Source organism: Candidatus Binatia bacterium, from assembly GCA_036382395.1.
Taxonomy (GTDB): Bacteria; Desulfobacterota; Binatia; order HRBIN30; family HRBIN30; genus JAGDMS01.
Map to the genome: position 1 here is coordinate 1 of DASVHW010000055.1, position 17,549 is coordinate 17,549.

The 17,549-nt window shown below is 63.2% G+C and carries 17 protein-coding genes; 16 read left to right on the forward strand and 1 reads right to left on the reverse strand.

Annotation, left to right across the window (positions count from 1 at the left end):
* The first annotated feature begins 495 nt into the window (after nucleotides 1–495).
* From leuC to VF515_03175, 5 genes are all read left to right on the forward strand, one after another.
* A complete protein-coding gene (leuC, locus tag VF515_03155; protein HEX7406629.1) occupies nucleotides 496–1,905 on the forward strand; it encodes a 3-isopropylmalate dehydratase large subunit in 1,410 nt (469 codons plus the stop codon).
* 93 nt (nucleotides 1,906–1,998) lie between these two features.
* Complete coding sequence (gene leuD, locus VF515_03160; protein HEX7406630.1) at nucleotides 1,999–2,619, forward strand: 3-isopropylmalate dehydratase small subunit; 621 nt, start codon at nucleotides 1,999–2,001, stop codon at nucleotides 2,617–2,619.
* 8 nt (nucleotides 2,620–2,627) lie between these two features.
* Nucleotides 2,628–3,044, forward strand: coding sequence for a VOC family protein (locus VF515_03165; GenBank protein HEX7406631.1), 417 nt, complete (start codon nucleotides 2,628–2,630; stop codon nucleotides 3,042–3,044).
* Between the two features lie 26 nt (nucleotides 3,045–3,070).
* Nucleotides 3,071–4,018: an ABC transporter ATP-binding protein gene (locus tag VF515_03170; GenBank protein ID HEX7406632.1), complete on the forward strand. Its 948-nt coding sequence runs from the start codon at nucleotides 3,071–3,073 to the stop codon at nucleotides 4,016–4,018.
* A complete protein-coding gene (locus VF515_03175; protein ID HEX7406633.1) occupies nucleotides 4,018–4,797 on the forward strand; it encodes an ABC transporter permease in 780 nt (259 codons plus the stop codon). The genes VF515_03170 and VF515_03175 overlap by 1 nt, the downstream gene beginning before the upstream one ends.
* Before the next feature lie 57 nt (nucleotides 4,798–4,854).
* Here the strand turns inward: VF515_03175 and hemW are convergent, their stop codons facing one another.
* Complete coding sequence (hemW, locus tag VF515_03180) at nucleotides 4,855–6,024, reverse strand: radical SAM family heme chaperone HemW (GenBank protein HEX7406634.1); 1,170 nt, start codon at nucleotides 6,022–6,024, stop codon at nucleotides 4,855–4,857.
* A 307-nt stretch (nucleotides 6,025–6,331) separates the two neighbouring features.
* Here hemW and VF515_03185 point away from each other — a divergent pair, with 307 nt between their 5' ends.
* From VF515_03185 to VF515_03235, 11 genes are all read left to right on the forward strand, one after another.
* The gene (locus VF515_03185; GenBank protein HEX7406635.1) at nucleotides 6,332–6,601 is read left to right on the forward strand and encodes a hypothetical protein; all 270 of its coding nucleotides are present in this window, start codon (nucleotides 6,332–6,334) and stop codon (nucleotides 6,599–6,601) included.
* A 52-nt stretch (nucleotides 6,602–6,653) separates the two neighbouring features.
* On the forward strand, nucleotides 6,654–7,022 hold the full coding sequence (locus VF515_03190) for a hypothetical protein (GenBank protein HEX7406636.1): 369 nt from the start codon (nucleotides 6,654–6,656) through the stop codon (nucleotides 7,020–7,022).
* Nucleotides 7,023–7,109: 87 nt separating this feature from the next.
* On the forward strand, nucleotides 7,110–8,378 hold the full coding sequence (locus VF515_03195; protein ID HEX7406637.1) for a TolC family protein: 1,269 nt from the start codon (nucleotides 7,110–7,112) through the stop codon (nucleotides 8,376–8,378).
* A gap of 4 nt (nucleotides 8,379–8,382) precedes the next feature.
* Nucleotides 8,383–9,894, forward strand: coding sequence for an efflux RND transporter periplasmic adaptor subunit (locus VF515_03200; GenBank protein HEX7406638.1), 1,512 nt, complete (start codon nucleotides 8,383–8,385; stop codon nucleotides 9,892–9,894).
* Nucleotides 9,895–9,906: 12 nt separating this feature from the next.
* Nucleotides 9,907–13,197 (forward strand): CusA/CzcA family heavy metal efflux RND transporter, encoded by a 3,291-nt coding sequence (locus VF515_03205; protein ID HEX7406639.1) that lies wholly within the window; start codon nucleotides 9,907–9,909, stop codon nucleotides 13,195–13,197.
* A gap of 13 nt (nucleotides 13,198–13,210) precedes the next feature.
* Nucleotides 13,211–13,636, forward strand: a complete 426-nt coding sequence (locus VF515_03210; GenBank protein HEX7406640.1) for a hypothetical protein — start codon at nucleotides 13,211–13,213, stop codon at nucleotides 13,634–13,636.
* A 65-nt stretch (nucleotides 13,637–13,701) separates the two neighbouring features.
* Nucleotides 13,702–14,271: a class I SAM-dependent methyltransferase gene (locus tag VF515_03215; GenBank protein HEX7406641.1), complete on the forward strand. Its 570-nt coding sequence runs from the start codon at nucleotides 13,702–13,704 to the stop codon at nucleotides 14,269–14,271.
* Between the two features lie 15 nt (nucleotides 14,272–14,286).
* Nucleotides 14,287–14,823 carry a hypothetical protein gene (locus VF515_03220; protein HEX7406642.1) on the forward strand — a complete coding sequence of 179 codons (537 nt, stop codon included), beginning with the start codon at nucleotides 14,287–14,289 and terminating at the stop codon, nucleotides 14,821–14,823.
* A gap of 214 nt (nucleotides 14,824–15,037) precedes the next feature.
* Nucleotides 15,038–15,208, forward strand: coding sequence for a YHS domain-containing protein (locus tag VF515_03225; protein HEX7406643.1), 171 nt, complete (start codon nucleotides 15,038–15,040; stop codon nucleotides 15,206–15,208).
* A gap of 671 nt (nucleotides 15,209–15,879) precedes the next feature.
* The gene (locus VF515_03230) at nucleotides 15,880–16,569 is read left to right on the forward strand and encodes a DUF4396 domain-containing protein (GenBank protein HEX7406644.1); all 690 of its coding nucleotides are present in this window, start codon (nucleotides 15,880–15,882) and stop codon (nucleotides 16,567–16,569) included.
* A 24-nt stretch (nucleotides 16,570–16,593) separates the two neighbouring features.
* On the forward strand, nucleotides 16,594–17,549 hold a 956-nt coding region (locus tag VF515_03235), incomplete at its 3' end, for a glucose-6-phosphate dehydrogenase (NADP(+)) (protein HEX7406645.1).

Sequence of the window (17,549 nt, forward strand, 5' to 3'; positions counted from 1 at the left end):
CAACAGGGAATCCAAATCTCGGCCTAAACCACCGCGCCACATCTCGACTCTACTGCACCACAGCCCAGGGTTGGGTCAGTGACCCTTGGCGCGCGGCGCGCCTACCCTGGGTAGAGAATCGCCAGAACACCCTACCCCAAAAGGGGTTGCGCTCTGGTCGGCGCAACATGACGTGCGAGAATCGGCGAACAGGCCGGCGCAACGTAACCCTGTCAGGGTAGAGGCGTCGGGCCCTTCTCTACCCAGGGTAGCCGCTGCCGCGGCAACCCTGGGCTGTGATACGTAACGCCTTCGGCGTATGCGGAACGCCTAGCACCAACAGGATCGAGATCGTCTGAAACCTGCAGTGGGAATTACTGGTAGAACCCTTCTCGCGACCACGACTTTCGAGATGCCCCGCATTGATGACGCACACCCGCGCGAATGCCGCCGCGTCCGAGGAGTGTCCGAGGAGTCGCAACTTGGTGTTGAATACGCTATCGATGACGTCAGCGTATGGGCAAGAGTCTGTTAGAAAAAGTATGGGCGGCGCACACGGTGCGGGAACTGCCGTCGGGCCAGACGCAGCTTTTTATCGGGCTGCATTTGATCCACGAGGTCACCAGCCCGCAGGCGTTCCAGATGATACGCGAGCAGGACCTGAAGGTGCTGTTCCCCGAGCGTACCTTCGCCACCGTCGATCACATCATCCCGACCGATACGCGACAGCGGCCCTACGCCGATGCGCAAGCCGAGGGCATGATGAGGGCGATCGAGCGCAATTGCCGTGAATTCGGCATCCGCTTCTTTGACGCGGCCTGTGGCCAACAGGGCATCGTGCACGTTCTCGGCCCGGAGCTGGGCCTGACGCAGCCGGGCATGACGATCGCCTGTGGCGACAGTCACACCAGTACGCACGGGGCACTGGGCGCGGTCGCCCTTGGCATCGGGACCAGTCAGGTGCGCGACGTCCTCGCTACGCAGTGCCTGGCAATCGAGCGGCCGCGCATCCGGCGCATCAGCGTCGATGGCGCCCTCGGGCCGGGGGTCTATGCGAAGGACGTCATTCTCCACATCATCCGCCGGCTCGGAGTCAAAGGTGGCGTGGGCTACGCCTACGAATATGGCGGCGCGGTGCTCGAACGCATGACGATGGAAGAGCGCATGACCGTGTGCAACATGAGCATCGAAGGCGGGGCACGGCTGGGATACGTCAATCCCGATACGACCACCTTCGAATACCTGCGCGGCCGGCAGTTTGCGCCAAGCGCAGAGAACTTCGATCGCGCCGCGGTGTGGTGGAAATCCATGGCCTCGGATGCGGATGCCGTGTATGACGATACGGTCCGGCTGGACGGCGCCCGCATCGCGCCGACCGTGACCTGGGGAATCAACCCGGGGCAGGCGATCGGCGTGGACGAAAGCATACCGGCCCCCGAGGCGTTTCCGACAGACGAGCGCGCCGTGGCGGAAGATGCCTATGAATACATGGGCTTCAAGCCCGGGACTCCCATCCGCGGTACGCATATCGATGTCGCGTTCATCGGCTCGTGCACCAACGGCCGCCTCTCCGACCTGCGCGAGGCTGCACGGGTTGCCCGCCTCGGGCGCGTGGCGCCGCACGTGAAGGCACTGGTGGTTCCCGGCTCGGAGGCGGTGGCGCGCGCCGCCGAAGCCGAAGGGCTCGACGAGGTCTTTCGCGGTGCAGGTTTCGAATGGCGTTTGCCGGGTTGCTCGATGTGTTTGGCCATGAATCCCGACAAGTTGGTCGGACGCCAGGTGTGCGCCTCGTCGAGCAACCGCAATTTCAAGGGCCGGCAAGGGAGTCCGTCGGGCCGGACACTGCTCATGAGCCCGGCGATGGTGGCGGCGGCGGCGCTCAACGGCGCCGTGGTCGATGTACGCGAGATGTTGGCGGAGAAGTGATTGGCTTGTGGCGTATGGCTGATGGCGTATGGTTCAGAATCATGCTCCGTCTCCGACCACGAGCCATAAGCCATATGCTATAGGCGCGAACACATGAGCGAACTCATCCGCATCAAACAGGTGGTCGGCCGGCCAATCCCGCTGCGCGGCAATGACGTCGACACCGACCGCATCATTCCGGCCCGTTACATGAAGGCCGTCACTTTCGATGGGTTGGGTCAGTACGTCTTTCAGGATGTCCGCTTCGACGCCGATGGCGGCTTGAAAGGGCATGTCATGGATGACCCGCGCTACCAGGCGAAAGGTCCGCGCGTCGGTATCGTCAACAAAAACTTCGGTTGCGGGTCGTCGCGTGAGCACGCGCCGCAGGCGCTGCTGCGTTGGGGCATCAAGGCGTTGGTGGGGGAATCCTTTGCGGACATCTTTTTCGGGAACTGTGTCAGCCTGGGCATACCCTGCGTCACTGCGTCGGAGGCGGATGCCCGCACACTGATGGCAGCCGTCGAGGAGGATCCAGCCCACGATCTGACCGTGGATGTCGAGGCGTCGAGCGTAATCTATCGTGGCAGGACCTATCCCGTCGCGCTCCCGGTGGCGGCCTGCAAGCAACTTCTCGAAGGCAGCTGGGATGCGACGCGCATCCTGCTACAGGCGGAGGCGCAGGTGCGTCAGACAGCGGCGCGGCTGCCCTACGTCAGGGGCTTCGCGCGCTAGGACCACTGATGACGGTGCAGCCCCACCTGACCCACGTTGCTCTTTTCGTGAGAGATCCCGGGCGCACGGTCGACTTCTACCAGCGCTTCGTTGGGTTGCACGTCGTGCACGACCGTACCGACGAGGGCACCCGCGTGGTGTGGCTGAGCGAAAGAGAGCGCGATCCGGAGTTCGTCATTGTCGCGATTGCCGCGCCTCCGGCGGACGAGGGTGTCCCGCCCCACATGGCGCACTTCGGCTACGACGTGCCGTCGCGCGCGGTCGTGGACGAGATCGCCGCGCGCGCTGAGAAGGAAGGGATTCTGGAAGAGGGGCCTTTGGACGCCGGAGCCATCGTCGGTTACTTGTGTATCGTGCGTGACCCGGACGGGAATCTGGTCGAGTTTTCCCACGGGCAGCCGATAAACCCCAGACGTGTGAACTAGCCGGCGACCGTCGGCGCCGTGGCGCGATGCAAACTGACGCGATCCGAGTCGAGCGGCTCCGGCAGGTGTACGGCAGCCGCGTCGCATTGAACGACGTCAGCTTCGCCGTGGCTTGCGGCGAGATCTTCGGCTTGCTGGGTCCCAACGGTGGCGGCAAGACGACACTGTTCAAGATCCTCTCTACGCTCCTGACGCCGAGCGGCGGCTCTGCCGCGATCTTCGGCGACTCGCTGTCCAAGCCTGATGCGGTTCGTCGCCACCTCGGCGTCGTGTTCCAGCACCCGAGCGTCGATGGCAAGCTTTCGGTGGTGGAGAACCTGACATGTCACGGGCATCTCTATGGCCTACGCGGCGGCGCGCTGGGTGAACGTATCGATGCCGTGCTGCGCCGCCTGCGGTTGATGGACCGTGCGGGAGACCGCGTTGAAACTCTCTCGGGTGGGCTCCAGCGCCGCACGGAACTGGCCAAGGCCTTGCTGCATCAGCCCCCGCTGTTGCTCCTCGACGAACCGAGCACTGGCTTGGACCCCGGGGCCCGGCGGGACTTCATGCAGTATCTGCGGCAGCTCCGCGACGAAGAACAGGTGACGATTGTGCTCACCACTCACTATATGGAGGAGGCGGAACGCTGTGACCGGGTAGCGATCTTGCACCAAGGCAACCTGGTGAGCGTCGGCGCACCCGCCGAGCTCAAGAGCCGCGTTGGCGGCGACGTGGTGGTGATGCAGACGCCGGATGCGGAAGCCCTGCGGCAGAAGATCCGGCAGCGCTTCGCCTGCGATGCGGCGGTGGTGGACGGGACCGTGCGGGTCGAACGTCCGCGCGGGCACGAGTTTGTGCGCGATGTTGTCGAGGCGTTCCCCGCGGATGTCAGCTTTGTGACCTACGGCAAGCCAACATTGGAAGACGTGTTCATTCATCTGACCGGCCATCGGTTTTGGTCGGAAGGTACGACTAGCGCTGGAGACTCGTGATGCGAGTGCTGCTGCCCATCTTTGCGCTCTGGCACCGCGAGATGGTGCGCTTCGTGCGGCAGCGCAGTCGGGTTACCGGTGCCCTGGCGCAGCCAATCGTCTTCTGGTTGCTGTTGGGCGGTGGTCTCAATGCCTCATTTCAGCCTGCCGGGGCGCCGCCGGGGACGAGCTACATCGAGTACTTCTATCCGGGGATCATCATCCTCACGCTGCTGTTCACCGCCATCTTCGCCACCATCTCAACCGTCGAGGATCGCCGCGAAGGGTTTCTCCAGGGGGTGCTGGTTGCGCCGGTGCCGCGATGGAGCATCGTGCTGGGACAGGCATTGGGCGCTACATCACTGGCAGTTATACAAGGAACGCTGCTGCTGTGTGTCGCCCCGCTGGCGGGCATTGCGCTCACCATGGCTTCGGTCGTGTCCAGTATCGCGGTCATGATCATCATTTCGTTGGCGCTGACGGGCTTGGGCCTCATCATCGCCTGGCGCATGGAGTCGACGCAGGGCTTCCACGCCATCATGAACCTCATCCTCATCCCGATCTGGTTGCTCTCGGGAGCATTCTTCCCAGCCGCGGGAGCGCCCGCGCCGCTGAACTGGCTGATGCGCATCGACCCGCTCACCTACGGCATGGCGGCACTACGCCACTGCCTTTACCTGAGCCGCCCAGGGGCGGTGGGAGCGATACCGCCCCTGATCCCGTCGCTGGGGATCAGCCTCGCGTTCTGCATCGTGGCTCTGGCGGCCGCTGCACGCAGCGCGAATCGAAGCCTGACGTAGAGAGGCGAGATAGCGCTAACCCGATGCGACGCAGCGCGCACGCATCTGGCGCATTCTCTACAGGAACGTCACGAATACGCTGTCGGCCAGGAGCAGGCCGCGCGACGTGAGCTTGCAGCGGTCATCGGTGAGGTGCAGTAAGCCGCCATCGGCTAAGTCCTGGACATGAGGGAACAGGGCCGGTAGGTCGGCTCCAAAGCGCTGGCGGAACTCGGTTGCCGCAAACCCATCGAGACAACGCAAACCGAGAAACACAAACTCGCCGCGTGCCCGACGAACGTCCAGGTCCTCGCTGCAGGTGCGCGCATGGCCGTGCCGCTCGACCGATTCGACGTATGCCGCCGGGAGCTTCTCGTTGCTCCAGCGTCTTCCAAAGTCCCCGGTTTCTAGTGCGTCGCGGCCCCGCGCGTACGAATGCGCCCCAGCGCCGAGGCCGAGATAATCGCCGCTGTGCCAGTAGTTGAGGTTGTGCCGGCAGCGGTGGCCCGGCTGGGCGTAGTTGGAGATCTCGTACTGTTCGTAGCCGGCTGCCGCGAGCAGCTCCCGGGGGCGGGTGAACATCGCCACCTCGGTCTCTTCCGGCAACTGGCGCAGGACCCCTTGCGTGCGGAGTTTGTGGAACGGTGTCCCCTCCTCGTAGGTGAGGTTGTAGGCGGACACATGATTGGGGCTCATTCCGCCGGCCCGGGCGAGATCCATCTCCCATTCCTCTAAAGTCTGTTCCGGCAGGCCAAAGATGAGATCGATGCTGACGTTGTCGAAGCCCGCTTGCCGTGCCAGGTCCACGGCGGCAACCGCTTCGGCGGCGTTGTGGATGCGGCCAAGCGAGCGCAGGTGGTGGGCATGAAAGGACTGCACCCCGAAGCTCATGCGGTTCACACCGGCGGCGCGAAAACCACAAAGCTTCTCCAAGGTGACCGTGCCGGGATTGGCCTCCAGGGTGATTTCGAGAGCCGAAGTGTCCTCAGCCCGCCACAACGTGAACGCCGTGTCGAGAATCCGTTTGATCGACTCGGGAGTGAACAGCGAGGGCGTACCACCGCCGAAGAAGACCGTGCTGATTTCGTTCCCGCTGAACGGAGCACATTGCGCGTAATGGTTGATCTCAGAACTCAGCGCTCCGACGTACCGGTCTTCCGGCCAGTGCTGAGCCGCGTAGGAATTGAAATCGCAGTACGGGCACTTGGCCTGGCAGTAGGGGATGTGGACGTACAGGGCGAAAGCCACGATGAATTCAACCTAGCGCCGAACGCCGGCCGGGAACAGAGGCGATGCGCCGGGCAGAGTCGACACCGCCATTGAGTCGAAGCCGATGATGTTCCAGGTTTCCTCTTTAAACCGTCACGATAGACCGTCATTCGTAACCCTTGCTCCTGCCTGGCAATTTGCCGTATGGTACGCGCCGTTCGTAATCGCTGCCGAATAAGTACGTACGGGGACTTTTATTATGCAATTTCATCGAGACCTCCTTGATGTTTCCTCTCTGGGTGGTGGGCGACCGTCCTGCGCGCCGTATGTGGGGCTCAAAGCTTTGATGTTAGCTGTGCTGGACAACGGCATCAGCTGCTATCTCGGTTCCATGGCGCGCGTTCGGGCTGAGGCGGAGCACTGGATTGACACCAAAGCGCGCCGTTCGCCGTTCTCGTTCACGGTGGTCTGCGAGACCCTGGACTTAGAGCCGGACGCCGTCCGTGTGGCGCTGCAACGGCTGCGGAACAAGAATGCTTCACCGTCGCGACCCTTCGGTCGCTCGCGGCAAAACGTCCGTGCTCCAGGCCGTCTGCTGGCGCGTAAGGCTGGGTAGCCCGCGTCGGAGGGTTTGACAGCGCCACCGACCGCAAGTAAGGAGTAGGTTGATGTTGGAGAGAGCGGCAGTTGTGGTGCTGGCAGCCTCGATCGTTTTGGGCAGTGTGACCGTCTGCCCGCGCGGCGGGCTGGCCTGCCCCATGCAGAAGCCGGCAGGTCACCACTGCTGCGGTTCTTCCTCCACTTGGCGCGCCCACGACTGTTGTGCCGGCGGCGCGCATCTCCCCTCAGCCGCCCTCACGGCGACCGGAGCCGACCAGGAGCACCGGCATTCAACCCAGGCGCCTGCGCCGTTCATCGTACCGGTGACGACGGCGGGCAGCTGCTGGAGCGTTCTCGGCCCGCAGCGTTGCCTGCTCAAGGGCGGTCCAGCACCGCCCGACACTCCGATCACTCGACACACCTCACTCCTTCTGTGAACGCTTAACCGAGGGCGTTTCGTTTTCGGTTGAGCCACGCATTCTCTCGCCCAGCGACGCGCGAGGGAGTTTGACGAAGGAGGAATTATGCGTCGCGTACGAATCGTAGTGGCCGTGGTGGCTGTGCTGGGTGCGCCGGCGGTGTGCCGCGGCGCAGATGATGATGGGCTCGGCGACCCGCTCAAACTGGACGCGGTCGTCGCCTACGCCCGCCAGCAGAATCCCGAGATCCGTGGCGCCACGGCCAAGTGGCGGGCGGCGCAGGCACGCCCCGCGCAGGCGGGCGCACTACCAGACCCTATGGTCGACCTGGCTTACCACAACGAGAGCCTCGACCGCTTCACCCTGGGCAGCACCGACTTCGCGTGGGTGCGCCTCGGCGCCAGCCAGGAGATCCCGTTTCCCGGCAAGCTCGGCTTGAAGCGCGACATCGCCTCGACTGACGCGGACCAGGCCCGCGAGGCGTCCCGGCGCACCGAGTTAGAGGTGATCAGCCGGGTGAAGATGGCGTACGCGGAGTACGCCCATCTGCAGGAGTTGCTCGATCTCCTGCGGCGCAATCGCGACCTGCTGCAGAAGTTCGTGCGCACCGCCGAGGCCAAGTACAGCGTTGGCGAGGGCATCCAGCAGGATGTCCTGCGCGCCCAGGTCGAGCTGTCCTTGCTGGTGGATCGTGAAACCACCCTGGAGCAGAGGCGGCAGAGCCAGACGGCCGAGCTCAATGCCCTCCTCAATCGCCCGGCGTCGGCGCCACTCGGAGCGGCGCACCATTTGGAGGAGAAGCATCTGACGCGCTCGCTCGACGAGTTGACAGCGGCAGCGCTCGAACACGCCCCAGACCTCAGCGCGGCGAAGTCGCGCGTCAGCGGCGGCGAATCGATGGTGAGCCTGGCGCGCCTCGAGTACCTCCCCGACTTCGTGGTGCGCGCTGACTACATGCACAAGGCGTCACTGCTCCCCGAGTGGGAAGTCGCGGTGGGAGTGAAGCTCCCGCTGTACTTCACCACCAAGCAACGCGCCGGCGTCGAGGAGGCGGCGGCGACGCTCGCCGAGGCGCGTTCGGCGCAGCAGAGCGTCGCGGTGAATGTCCAAGCGCGCGTCCGTGACCTCTACGCCCGCGCGCAAGCGGCAGAGCGCCTGATCGCGCTGTATCACCGGACGGTCATTCCGCAGGCGCATTTGGCGCTCGAGTCGGCCACCACCGCGTACACCGTCAACAAGGTCGACTTCCTCACCCTGCTCAACAGCTTCACGGTGACGCTGGAATACGAGATGCGGTACCACGAGGAGCTCTCCAACTTTCAAAAGGCCGTCGCCGAGCTCGAAGCGGTGGTCGGCGAGCCGGTGGAGGGATAGGGGCATGACCCGAAGGACGATGTCTATTGGGGCGGCGCTGATCGTCGCCATTCTTGCCGTCGGAGTGGTTGGGTACCTCTCGCTAAGGTCTGACGGTAGCGCGGCGACGTCCGCGACCGCACAGGCGCCGCGTTACCACTGTCCCATGCACCCGACGATGGTGTCGGACCGGCCGGATGACTGTCCGATCTGCGGGATGCGGATGGTGCCGATTGAGGAAAGCGAGGGTGCACCCCACACCGCGGTGCACGGGGTGGTTCCTCCGGAGCACGATCCCCCCGCCGCCAAGGACGCTGCTACACCCAAGGCTGAGCACGGCCAGCCTGGTGCGGCACCAGGCGCTCAGAAGAAGATCATCTACCGCTCCACGATGAATCCCAACGAGATGTCCGACCAGCCGGGAAAGGACTCGATGGGCATGGACATGGTTCCCGAAGAGATCGACGCGTCTCCCGCCGGTAGCACTGCGGCGGTCGAGGGCCGCGTTGCGGTCAAGGTCTCCACTCAGAAGCGCCAGCTCATCGGGGTGCGCACCGCGCCGGTTGAGAAAGGACCGTTCACCCGCACGATCCGCACCGTGGGCCGCGTGACGTACGACGAGAGCCGCCTGCGCAACGTCTTCACGAAGGTCTCCGGGTGGGTTGAGCGGCTCTACGCCAACACGACCGGACAGCTGGTCAAGGAAGGCGAGCCACTCCTCTCCATCTACAGTCCCGACCTCGTCTCTTCAGCACAGGAGTACCTGCTGGCGCTGCGCGGGCGCGACCAACTCGCGGACTCAGACATGGCCGGTGACAGCAGCGACCGGCTCGTCGAGAGCGCCCGGCGCCGCCTGCTGCTGTTCGGCCTGACGCCGCAGCAGATCACCGCCCTGCAGAAGACAGGCGAAGCGCCCACAACCATGACGCTGCACGCGCCCATCAGCGGCAACATCATCACTCGCTATGTCACGCAAGGGGACCGCATCGAGCCCGGCACAAAGCTCCTCGACATCGCGGAGCTGAGCCGCGTGTGGGTGCTGGCGGACATCTACGAGTACGAGCTGCCCTTTGTTCGGCTGGGTCAGGTGGCGACGATGACGCTGTCGTACCTGCCCGGGCGCACGTTCGAGGGGCGCATCACGTTCATCTATCCGACCCTCTCCGAAGCCACCCGGACCGTGAAGGTCCGTCTGGAGTTTTCCAATCCAGACTTCGCCCTCAAGCCGGAAATGTACGCGCAGGTCGAGATCCGGTCCGACCTGGGGGAACGGCTGAGCGTACCCGAGAGCGCCGTCATCAGCACCGGGACGCGGGACATCGCATTTGTCGACCGTGGCGAGGGCTACTTCGAGCCGCGCGAACTCAAAGTGGGCATGCGGCTCGCTGACCGCTTCGAGGTGCTCGACGGGGTGGCCGAGGGCGAACAGGTTCTCACCTCGGGCAACTTCCTCGTCGACTCCGAATCGAAGCTGAAGGCGGCACTCGCCGCCGCGGGCACCGAGAAGGCTGGCAGTACTGCCGGCCACACGCACTGAGGAAAGACGGCGATGGTAGAAAGGATCATCGAGTTCTCCGCGCACAACAAGTTCCTGGTGCTCATCTTCACGGCCGTGGCGCTGGTTGGGGCGCTCTACGCTGTGCGAAGCGTGCCGCTCGATGCGATTCCGGATCTTTCGGACACGCAGGTGATCGTGTACTCACGCTGGGATCGCAGCCCGGACATCATCGAGGATCAGGTTACCTACCCGATCGTAACGGCCCTTCTGGGTGCCCCGAAGGTTAAGGCGATTCGCGGCTATTCCGACTTCGGCTTCTCGTACGTCTACGTCATCTTCCAGGACGGCACGGACCTCTACTGGGCGCGCAGCCGCACCCTTGAGTACCTGAGCAAGATCTTGCCGGTGCTGCCGGAAGGCGTGCGCACGGAACTGGGCCCCGATGCAACCGGGGTCGGTTGGGTCTTTCAGTACGCGTTGGTCGACAAGACAGGAAAGAACGATCTCGCGCAGCTACGTAGTTTCCAGGATTGGTATCTGCGCTACTGGTTGCAGAGTGTGCCGGGCGTGGCAGAGGTGGCGTCCATCGGCGGGTTCCAGAAGCAGTACCAGGTGAACCTGAAGCCCGAGGCGCTGCTCGCCTACAAGATGCCGATTCAGAAGGTCGTGGATGCCATCCGGCAGGGGAACAACGACGTGGGTGGCCGCCTCGTGGAGTTCGCCGGTGCCGAGTACATGGTGCGCGGCAGGGGATACGCCCGATCGATCGGCGAGATCGAGCAGATCGTCGTGGGCCAGGACACCAACGGTACTCCCATCCGCATCCAGGAGTTGGGACGGGTGGTCCTGGGTCCGGAGATTCGGCGTGGCGTCGTCGATCTAGATGGGATGGGGGACACGGTCGGCGGCATCGTCATCATGCGCCACGGCGAAAACGCGCTCAATGTCATCGAGCGCGTGAAAGCCAAGCTGGAAGAGGTCCGGGCCTCGTTGCCGGCAGGAGTGGACGTCGTCACCACCTATGACCGCTCGGAGCTGATCGAGCGCTCGATCGACAACCTGAAGGAAGAGCTGGTGATGGAGATGATCATCGTCAGCATCGTCATCTTGATCTTCCTCTGGCACATCCCCTCCGCCATCATTCCGATCGTCACCATTCCCGTGTCCGTGTTCCTCGCCTTCATCCCCATGTACTTCATGGGGGTCTCGTCCAACATCATGTCGCTGGCGGGCATCGCGATCTCCATCGGGGTGTTGGTCGACGGCGCGATCGTCGAAGTGGAGAACGCCTACAAGAAGCTGCAACTGTGGCAGGACGGGGGGCGGCAGGGAGATTTCCACGTGGTGCGGCTCAACGCGCTGAAAGAGGTCGGGCCGTCCGTGTTCTTCTCGCTCCTGGTGATCGCAGTCGCCTTCATGCCGGTGTTCACGCTGGTCGATCAGGAGGGGCGGCTTTTCAAACCGCTTGCCTACACCAAGAATCTGGCGATGGCGATCGCGGCGATCTTGGCCATCACGCTCGACCCGGCCATGCGCATGATGTTCGCGCGCATGGACCCGATCCGGTTCCGGCCCCGCTGGCTGTCCTGGATCGCGAACCAGGTTGCGGTGGGCACCTACTATCCCGAGGAGAAGCACCCCATCAGCGTCATTCTATTCCGCATCTACGAGCCGGCTTGCCGCTTCGTCCTGCGGTTTCCAAAGAGCACCATCGTTGCAGCGATTCTGCTGATGGCGACGACGGTACCGGTGTACATGCGCCTCGGCTCCGAGTTCATGCCGCCGCTGTACGAAGGGACGTTGCTCTACATGCCGACCACCTTGCCGGGGATCTCCGTCACCGGGGCGCAGCAGCTCTTGCAGACGATGGACACGCTCATCATGGAGATTCCCGAGGTCGAGCGCGTCTTCGGCAAGGCCGGACGCGCCGCGACCTCCACCGACCCGGCGCCGTTCTCGATGATGGAGACGACCATCCTCCTCAAACCCAGCTCGCAATGGCGGCACGTGCCGCGCTTCTACTCGGACTGGCCGGACTGGCTGCAGGCGCCCCTGCGGCACATTTGGTACGACCGCATCAGCAAGGAGGACGTCATCGCGGAGCTCGATCAGAAGCTCCGCTTCCCGGGCGTCACGAACGCATGGACCATGCCGATCAAAGCACGCATCGACATGCTCACGACCGGGGTGCGGACGCCGATCGGGATCAAGATCTACGGGGCGGACTTGTCGGTCATTGAAGGAATCGGCACGCAGATCGAGTCGGTGCTCCGGGACGTGCCGGGGACGCGCAGCATCTACGCCGAGCGCACGGCCGGCGGCTTTTTCCTCGACTTCACCCTGCGCCGCGACCAGCTCGCGCGCTACGGGCTGAGCGTCGAGGAGGCCGAGATGGTGATTCAGACGGCGATCGGCGGCGAACCCATTACCACCACGATTGAGGGCCGCGAACGGTACACCATCAGCGTGCGCTACGCGCGCGAGGAACGCGACAGTCTGGAAGCGTTGCAGCGCGTCCTCGTCCCCACCATGTCGGGTGCCCAGGTGCCGCTGGCGCAGATCGCTGACATCCACATGGCCTCCGGGCCCTCGATGATCCGCGATGAGAACGCCATGCTGGCTGGCTACGTCTACGTGGATCTGACGGGGCGAGACATCGGCGGGTATGTCGACGAGGCAAAGAAGCTGGTGGCGCAGAAGGTGACTCTACCCACCGGCTACGCGCTGCAGTGGAGCGGCCAGTACGAGAACATGATTCGAGTTCGCGAGCGGCTGAAAGTTGTCGTGCCCGTGACCATCTTCCTGATCTTCGTTCTGCTGTTCATGAATACCAAGTCCGCCGTGAAAGCGACCATCGTCATGCTCGCGGTGCCGTTCTCAGTCATCGGTGCGGTGTGGCTGCTGTACTTCCTCGGCTACAATACGTCCATCGCCGTGTGGGTAGGGATGATCGCCCTCATGGGTCTCGACGCGGAGACGGGCGTGTTCATGCTGCTCTTTCTCGACCTCGCCTACTACGACGCGATCCGACAGGGGAAGATGCGGACGAAGGAAGATCTCTACGAGGCGATCATTCACGGGGCGGTCAAGCGCATCCGTCCGAAGATGATGACAGTCAGCGCCGCGATGATGGGTTTGATGCCGATCATGTGGTCGCTCGGGACGGGCGCGGACATGATGAAGCGCGTGGTCGCACCAATGATTGGTGGCTTGGTGACCAGCTTCATCATGGAGTTACTCGTCTATCCCCCGATCTACGAGTTCTGGAAGTGGAACTTCGAGATGAAGCGCGGCACGGTCGACGTGAGTACGCTGCCGATTCCCGAGTTGCGTGGCCACTAGGAGGAGGTATCCCATGACGAAAGTATTGCGCGTGCTGTTCCCCGTCGGCGATTGTGCCGCGGGCGCCTTGGTCGGAATCGTGACGACGCTCGCTGTTCGCGCGGTCGTGTCACACGGCTCGGATATGGTTGGAGCGATGATGGTCGGCATGGTGGTCGGCACACTCGTTCACGTGGTTGTCGGAATGGCGCTGTCGCCCCTGCTGGGGATGTTCGAAAGCATGGTGCCGGGAATGTTCATCGGCATGTACGGCGGGATGTTGTTCGGTATGCGTGACTGCATGCAGGACATCGCGCTCGGCACGGCGCTGTGGGTCGGCGCCGTCTTCGGGGTGGCCGTCGTGCTCGGGGTGTCCTTTTGGAGCGCCCAACTGCAACGACAGACAAGTGCAGAGGCACAGCCCGCTCACGTCGGGCCGTTAACGAATGGAGGCGAATGATGGACGTACGCGAGCGATACGATCGAACCAGTTGGACATACAACCTGATAACCTTCGGAGAAGACTTGAGACAGGCCGATGGCAAGCGCCAGCTGTACGGCCACGCTCGGGGGCGGACCATCTTCGTCGCCGTGGGCACCGGCAGCGACGTCAGGTATTTGCCGCCGGATCTCGACGTCGTAGGCCTCGACATCAGCCCGCGGATGCTGGAGCGCGCGCGACCGCGCGCTGAACGCTACCAGGGCCGCATCGAGCTGCGGCTCATGGACGTGCAGCAACTCGAGTATCCCGACGACACCTTCGACACGGCGGTGACCGCGTGTACCTTCTGCTCGGTTCCGGATCCGGTGCGCGGGTTGCGTGAGCTGTACCGTGTGCTCAAGCCGGGTGGTCAGCTCCTCATGTTCGAGCACGTGCGAAGCAACGTACCGATGGTCGGGCTCATGCTCGATGCGCTGACCTACGTCTCTCGCCTGCTGGGACCGGACCTCAACCGGGACACGGCGGCCAATGTGCGCCGCGCCGGCTTTCAGATCCTGCGGGAGCAGAACGTCTATTTCGACATCGTGAGAACGATTGAGGCAGTCAAGCCCCAGCCAGCAGGCGTAACGATGGACATCGAAGCGTTGGGCTGACGAAAGGAGGCATAGATGAAACCACACGACCAACTGAAGAGGGCAGCCGGAAAGCGGATCAAGCATCTCTGGTGCGTTGGTGCGCTCGCCGGCGTGCTGGCGCTGTCAATGAGTCCGCAGGCCAGCGCGTTGCCGCAGGGCAGCGCAGCCGTGGCAAAACAGACTCCGGCGGACCAGCGCCTCGTCATCTTCACCGACGCGCATCGGCAGGCGACGGAGTTCATCTCCTACGACCGCTCGATCACGCTCACCGCGGTGCAGAAGAAGCTCATGGATGAGGCGCTGTCCTCAATCCCGGCGCCCTGTTGCGCGCAGTATTCCATTGCCAGCTGCTGCTGCCCCTGCAACCTGGCCAAGAGCGTCTGGGGATTGTCCAAATCCCTCATCGCCCGCCAGCGCGCGACCGCTGCGCAAGTGAGCGCCGCAGCGACAGAGTGGCTGCACTTCACGAATCCTGCTGGCTATACCGGTGATGCCTGCTTCACTGGTGGATGCAACCGGTCGTTCGGCCACAACGGTTGCGGCGGCATGGATGACAGACACGTGCGGTGACATAATGCGTGCGCGCTGGTCACGGGGGACCGCATCCAACGAGAAGGCAACCAACAACGCGGGAAGTACACCAATGATCGCAACGCAACATGGATGCGCGAAAGGCAAAACATGGAGGAGGAGATGATGAAGCAAATGAATGGCAACATGATGAAGCACAAGAAGACGACCAAGAAACAGGCGATGTAGGCGGAGAGCGAAAGGAGATGACCTTATGGCCAAAGATCCAGTGTGTGGAATGCAAGTGGAGGAAACGAATGCGTCGGTGACAGCGGACTACAAAGGGAAAGCCTTTTATTTTTGTGCGCTCTCATGCAAAGACAAGTTCGTCAAGGAGCCCGAAAAATATTCGGGGGAGGAATCATCATCAGGTTGCTGTAAATAGGCGTCCGTACTATGAAGGAACACGCCGGTGAAATGAGTGATGAAGAAGTAGCTGCCGATAGGCGGGATAACGAAGGCGGCCACACTGAGTTGGCGCAGCGTCGGAAGAGGAAATCTCAGGCTTGATCGCTAAGCACGTTGCCGTCGTAATCCCGGTGCTGCAATCAAACGGAGACGCTGTCGCAGCGGTGCCCCCAAACCTAAAGACAAATTAAAGGAGAAAACCAAGCAAGCACATGCATGGAGGACACATCGCAGAGAAGTTAGAAGGGTCAGAAACGGCAGAGAAGAGTGCGGTCGTCGAACTCGGGGCAGACATTCTCGGCACGGCGGTTTCGCCGAGTTGGGATCAGATCGGCAGGCGAACGCGCGCGCGCGAGACAGCCGTAGTGCTGCCCAGCTCGCGCGCTCCGGCTCCGCTGCCGCTGCAGCAACCGAGCTGAGATCAAAGCCGATGAGAACAATGCCCTTCAGCATCGAGCCGTTTAGCCACACGGCGATGAAAGGAGCGCGATGATGGAAACACCTCCGAGCGGTTACCCACTCATAGACGTCGTTTTGTGGCATTGGTTCGCTCTCACTGCTCTCGCGGTCGCCTACGTCGCTTACGATCAATTCAAAGGCGGACCGGAGGAGAAATCGCTGGCGATGAAGACGATGAGATGGGGCTGGGTGCTGCTCACGCTTTATACTGGCCCCTTCGGCTTCATTCTTTACTGGTTCCTGCACCGCGCCCCCGCACTGGAGACGCCCGAGCAGTCCCAACCTTCGCTCTGGGAACAATCCGTCGAATCCACCATTCACTGCGTAGCGGGCGATGCGACCGGCATTCTTATTGCCGTCGTGGGTATGAGCTGGCTGCGGCTGCCGATGGGAGTGGAGTTGATCGCCGAGTATGTCGCCGGATTCGCCGTGGGTCTCCTCCTCTTTCAAGCACTCTGCATGAAATCCACCTTCGACGGTAGCTATCGGCGGGCGGTGCGGGGCACTTTCCTGCCCGAGACGCTTTCGATGAATGCGGTCATGGCCGGAATGATCCCGGTTATGATCATCCTCATGTCGCGCGACATGAGCGCGATGGAACCGACTTCGGTACGCTTTTGGGGAACAATGTCGCTCGCCGTCGTGGTCAGCACCGTGACGACATTCCCGGTGAATTGGTGGCTCGTAGAGCGAGGCTTGAAGCACGGGATGGGCGGCGAAGAACGAGCCCACCTCCGCCATGCTGTCTCCGCCGCGAGCAAGCTGACGGCGGTGGTCTTAACACTCGCGATGCTGGCAGTCGGAATCATCTTTGCCGCCCGCTACGGCGACTTCTCGATGCGCGCCAGGGCCGCCTACGTAACCGGTACGACGCTCTGAACTCCGCAAAATAAGGAGCAACTCATGAACATTCCTCACTCCGACGCCCTCGTCTTCTTCGGGGCCACCGGCGACCTCGTTTACAAGAAGATTTTCCCCGCTCTCTATGCGATGGAGCAGCGGGGGCACCTCCAGGCGCCCGTCATCGGAGTCGCGAGGTCGGACTGGACGATCGAGCAGTTCCGGGCGCGCGCCCGCGCCAGCGTCGAGAAGCACGGCGGCTTCGACGAGGCGGTCTTCGCGAAGCTCCAGGGGCGGCTCCATTACATCAACGGCGACTACGGCGCTCCGGCCACCCACGCCGCGCTCCGCAAGGAGCTCGGCGGTGCTGCACACCCGCTGCACTATCTCGCAATCCCTCCTAGTGTGTTCGCGAGGGTGGTCGAGGGGCTCGGCCAGTCGGGCTGCGCCCGCGGTGCGCGCGTTATCGTCGAGAAGCCCTTCGGCCGTGACCTCCCGTCCGCGCAGGCGCTCAGCGCGACGCTCCACACGGTCTTCGACGAGTCGTGCGTGTTCCGCATCGACCATTACCTTGGGAAGGAACCGGTGCAGAACCTTCTGGTCTTCCGCTTCGCGAACACCTTCCTCGAGCCGTTCTGGAACCGCAACTATGTTGAGAGCGTGCAGATCACGATGGCCGAGAGCTTCGGCGTCGAGGGCCGTGGCAGTTTCTACGAGGAGTCCGGCGCAATTCGTGACGTGATCCAGAACCACATGCTCCAAGTAGTGGGCTTCCTCGCGATGGAGTCGCCGACGACGACGAACCACGAGTCGATCCGCGACGAGCAGGTGAAGCTGTTCAGGATGATCCGCCCGCTCAGCCCCGAGGACCTGGTGCGCGGGCAGTTCCGCGGCTACCGCCAGGAGGACGGCGTCGCTCGCGACTCGATGGTCGAAACATTCGCCGCCGCCCGGCTCCGCATCGACTCTCCGCGCTGGGACGGCGTGCCCTTCTTCATCCGGGCGGGCAAGTGCCTCCC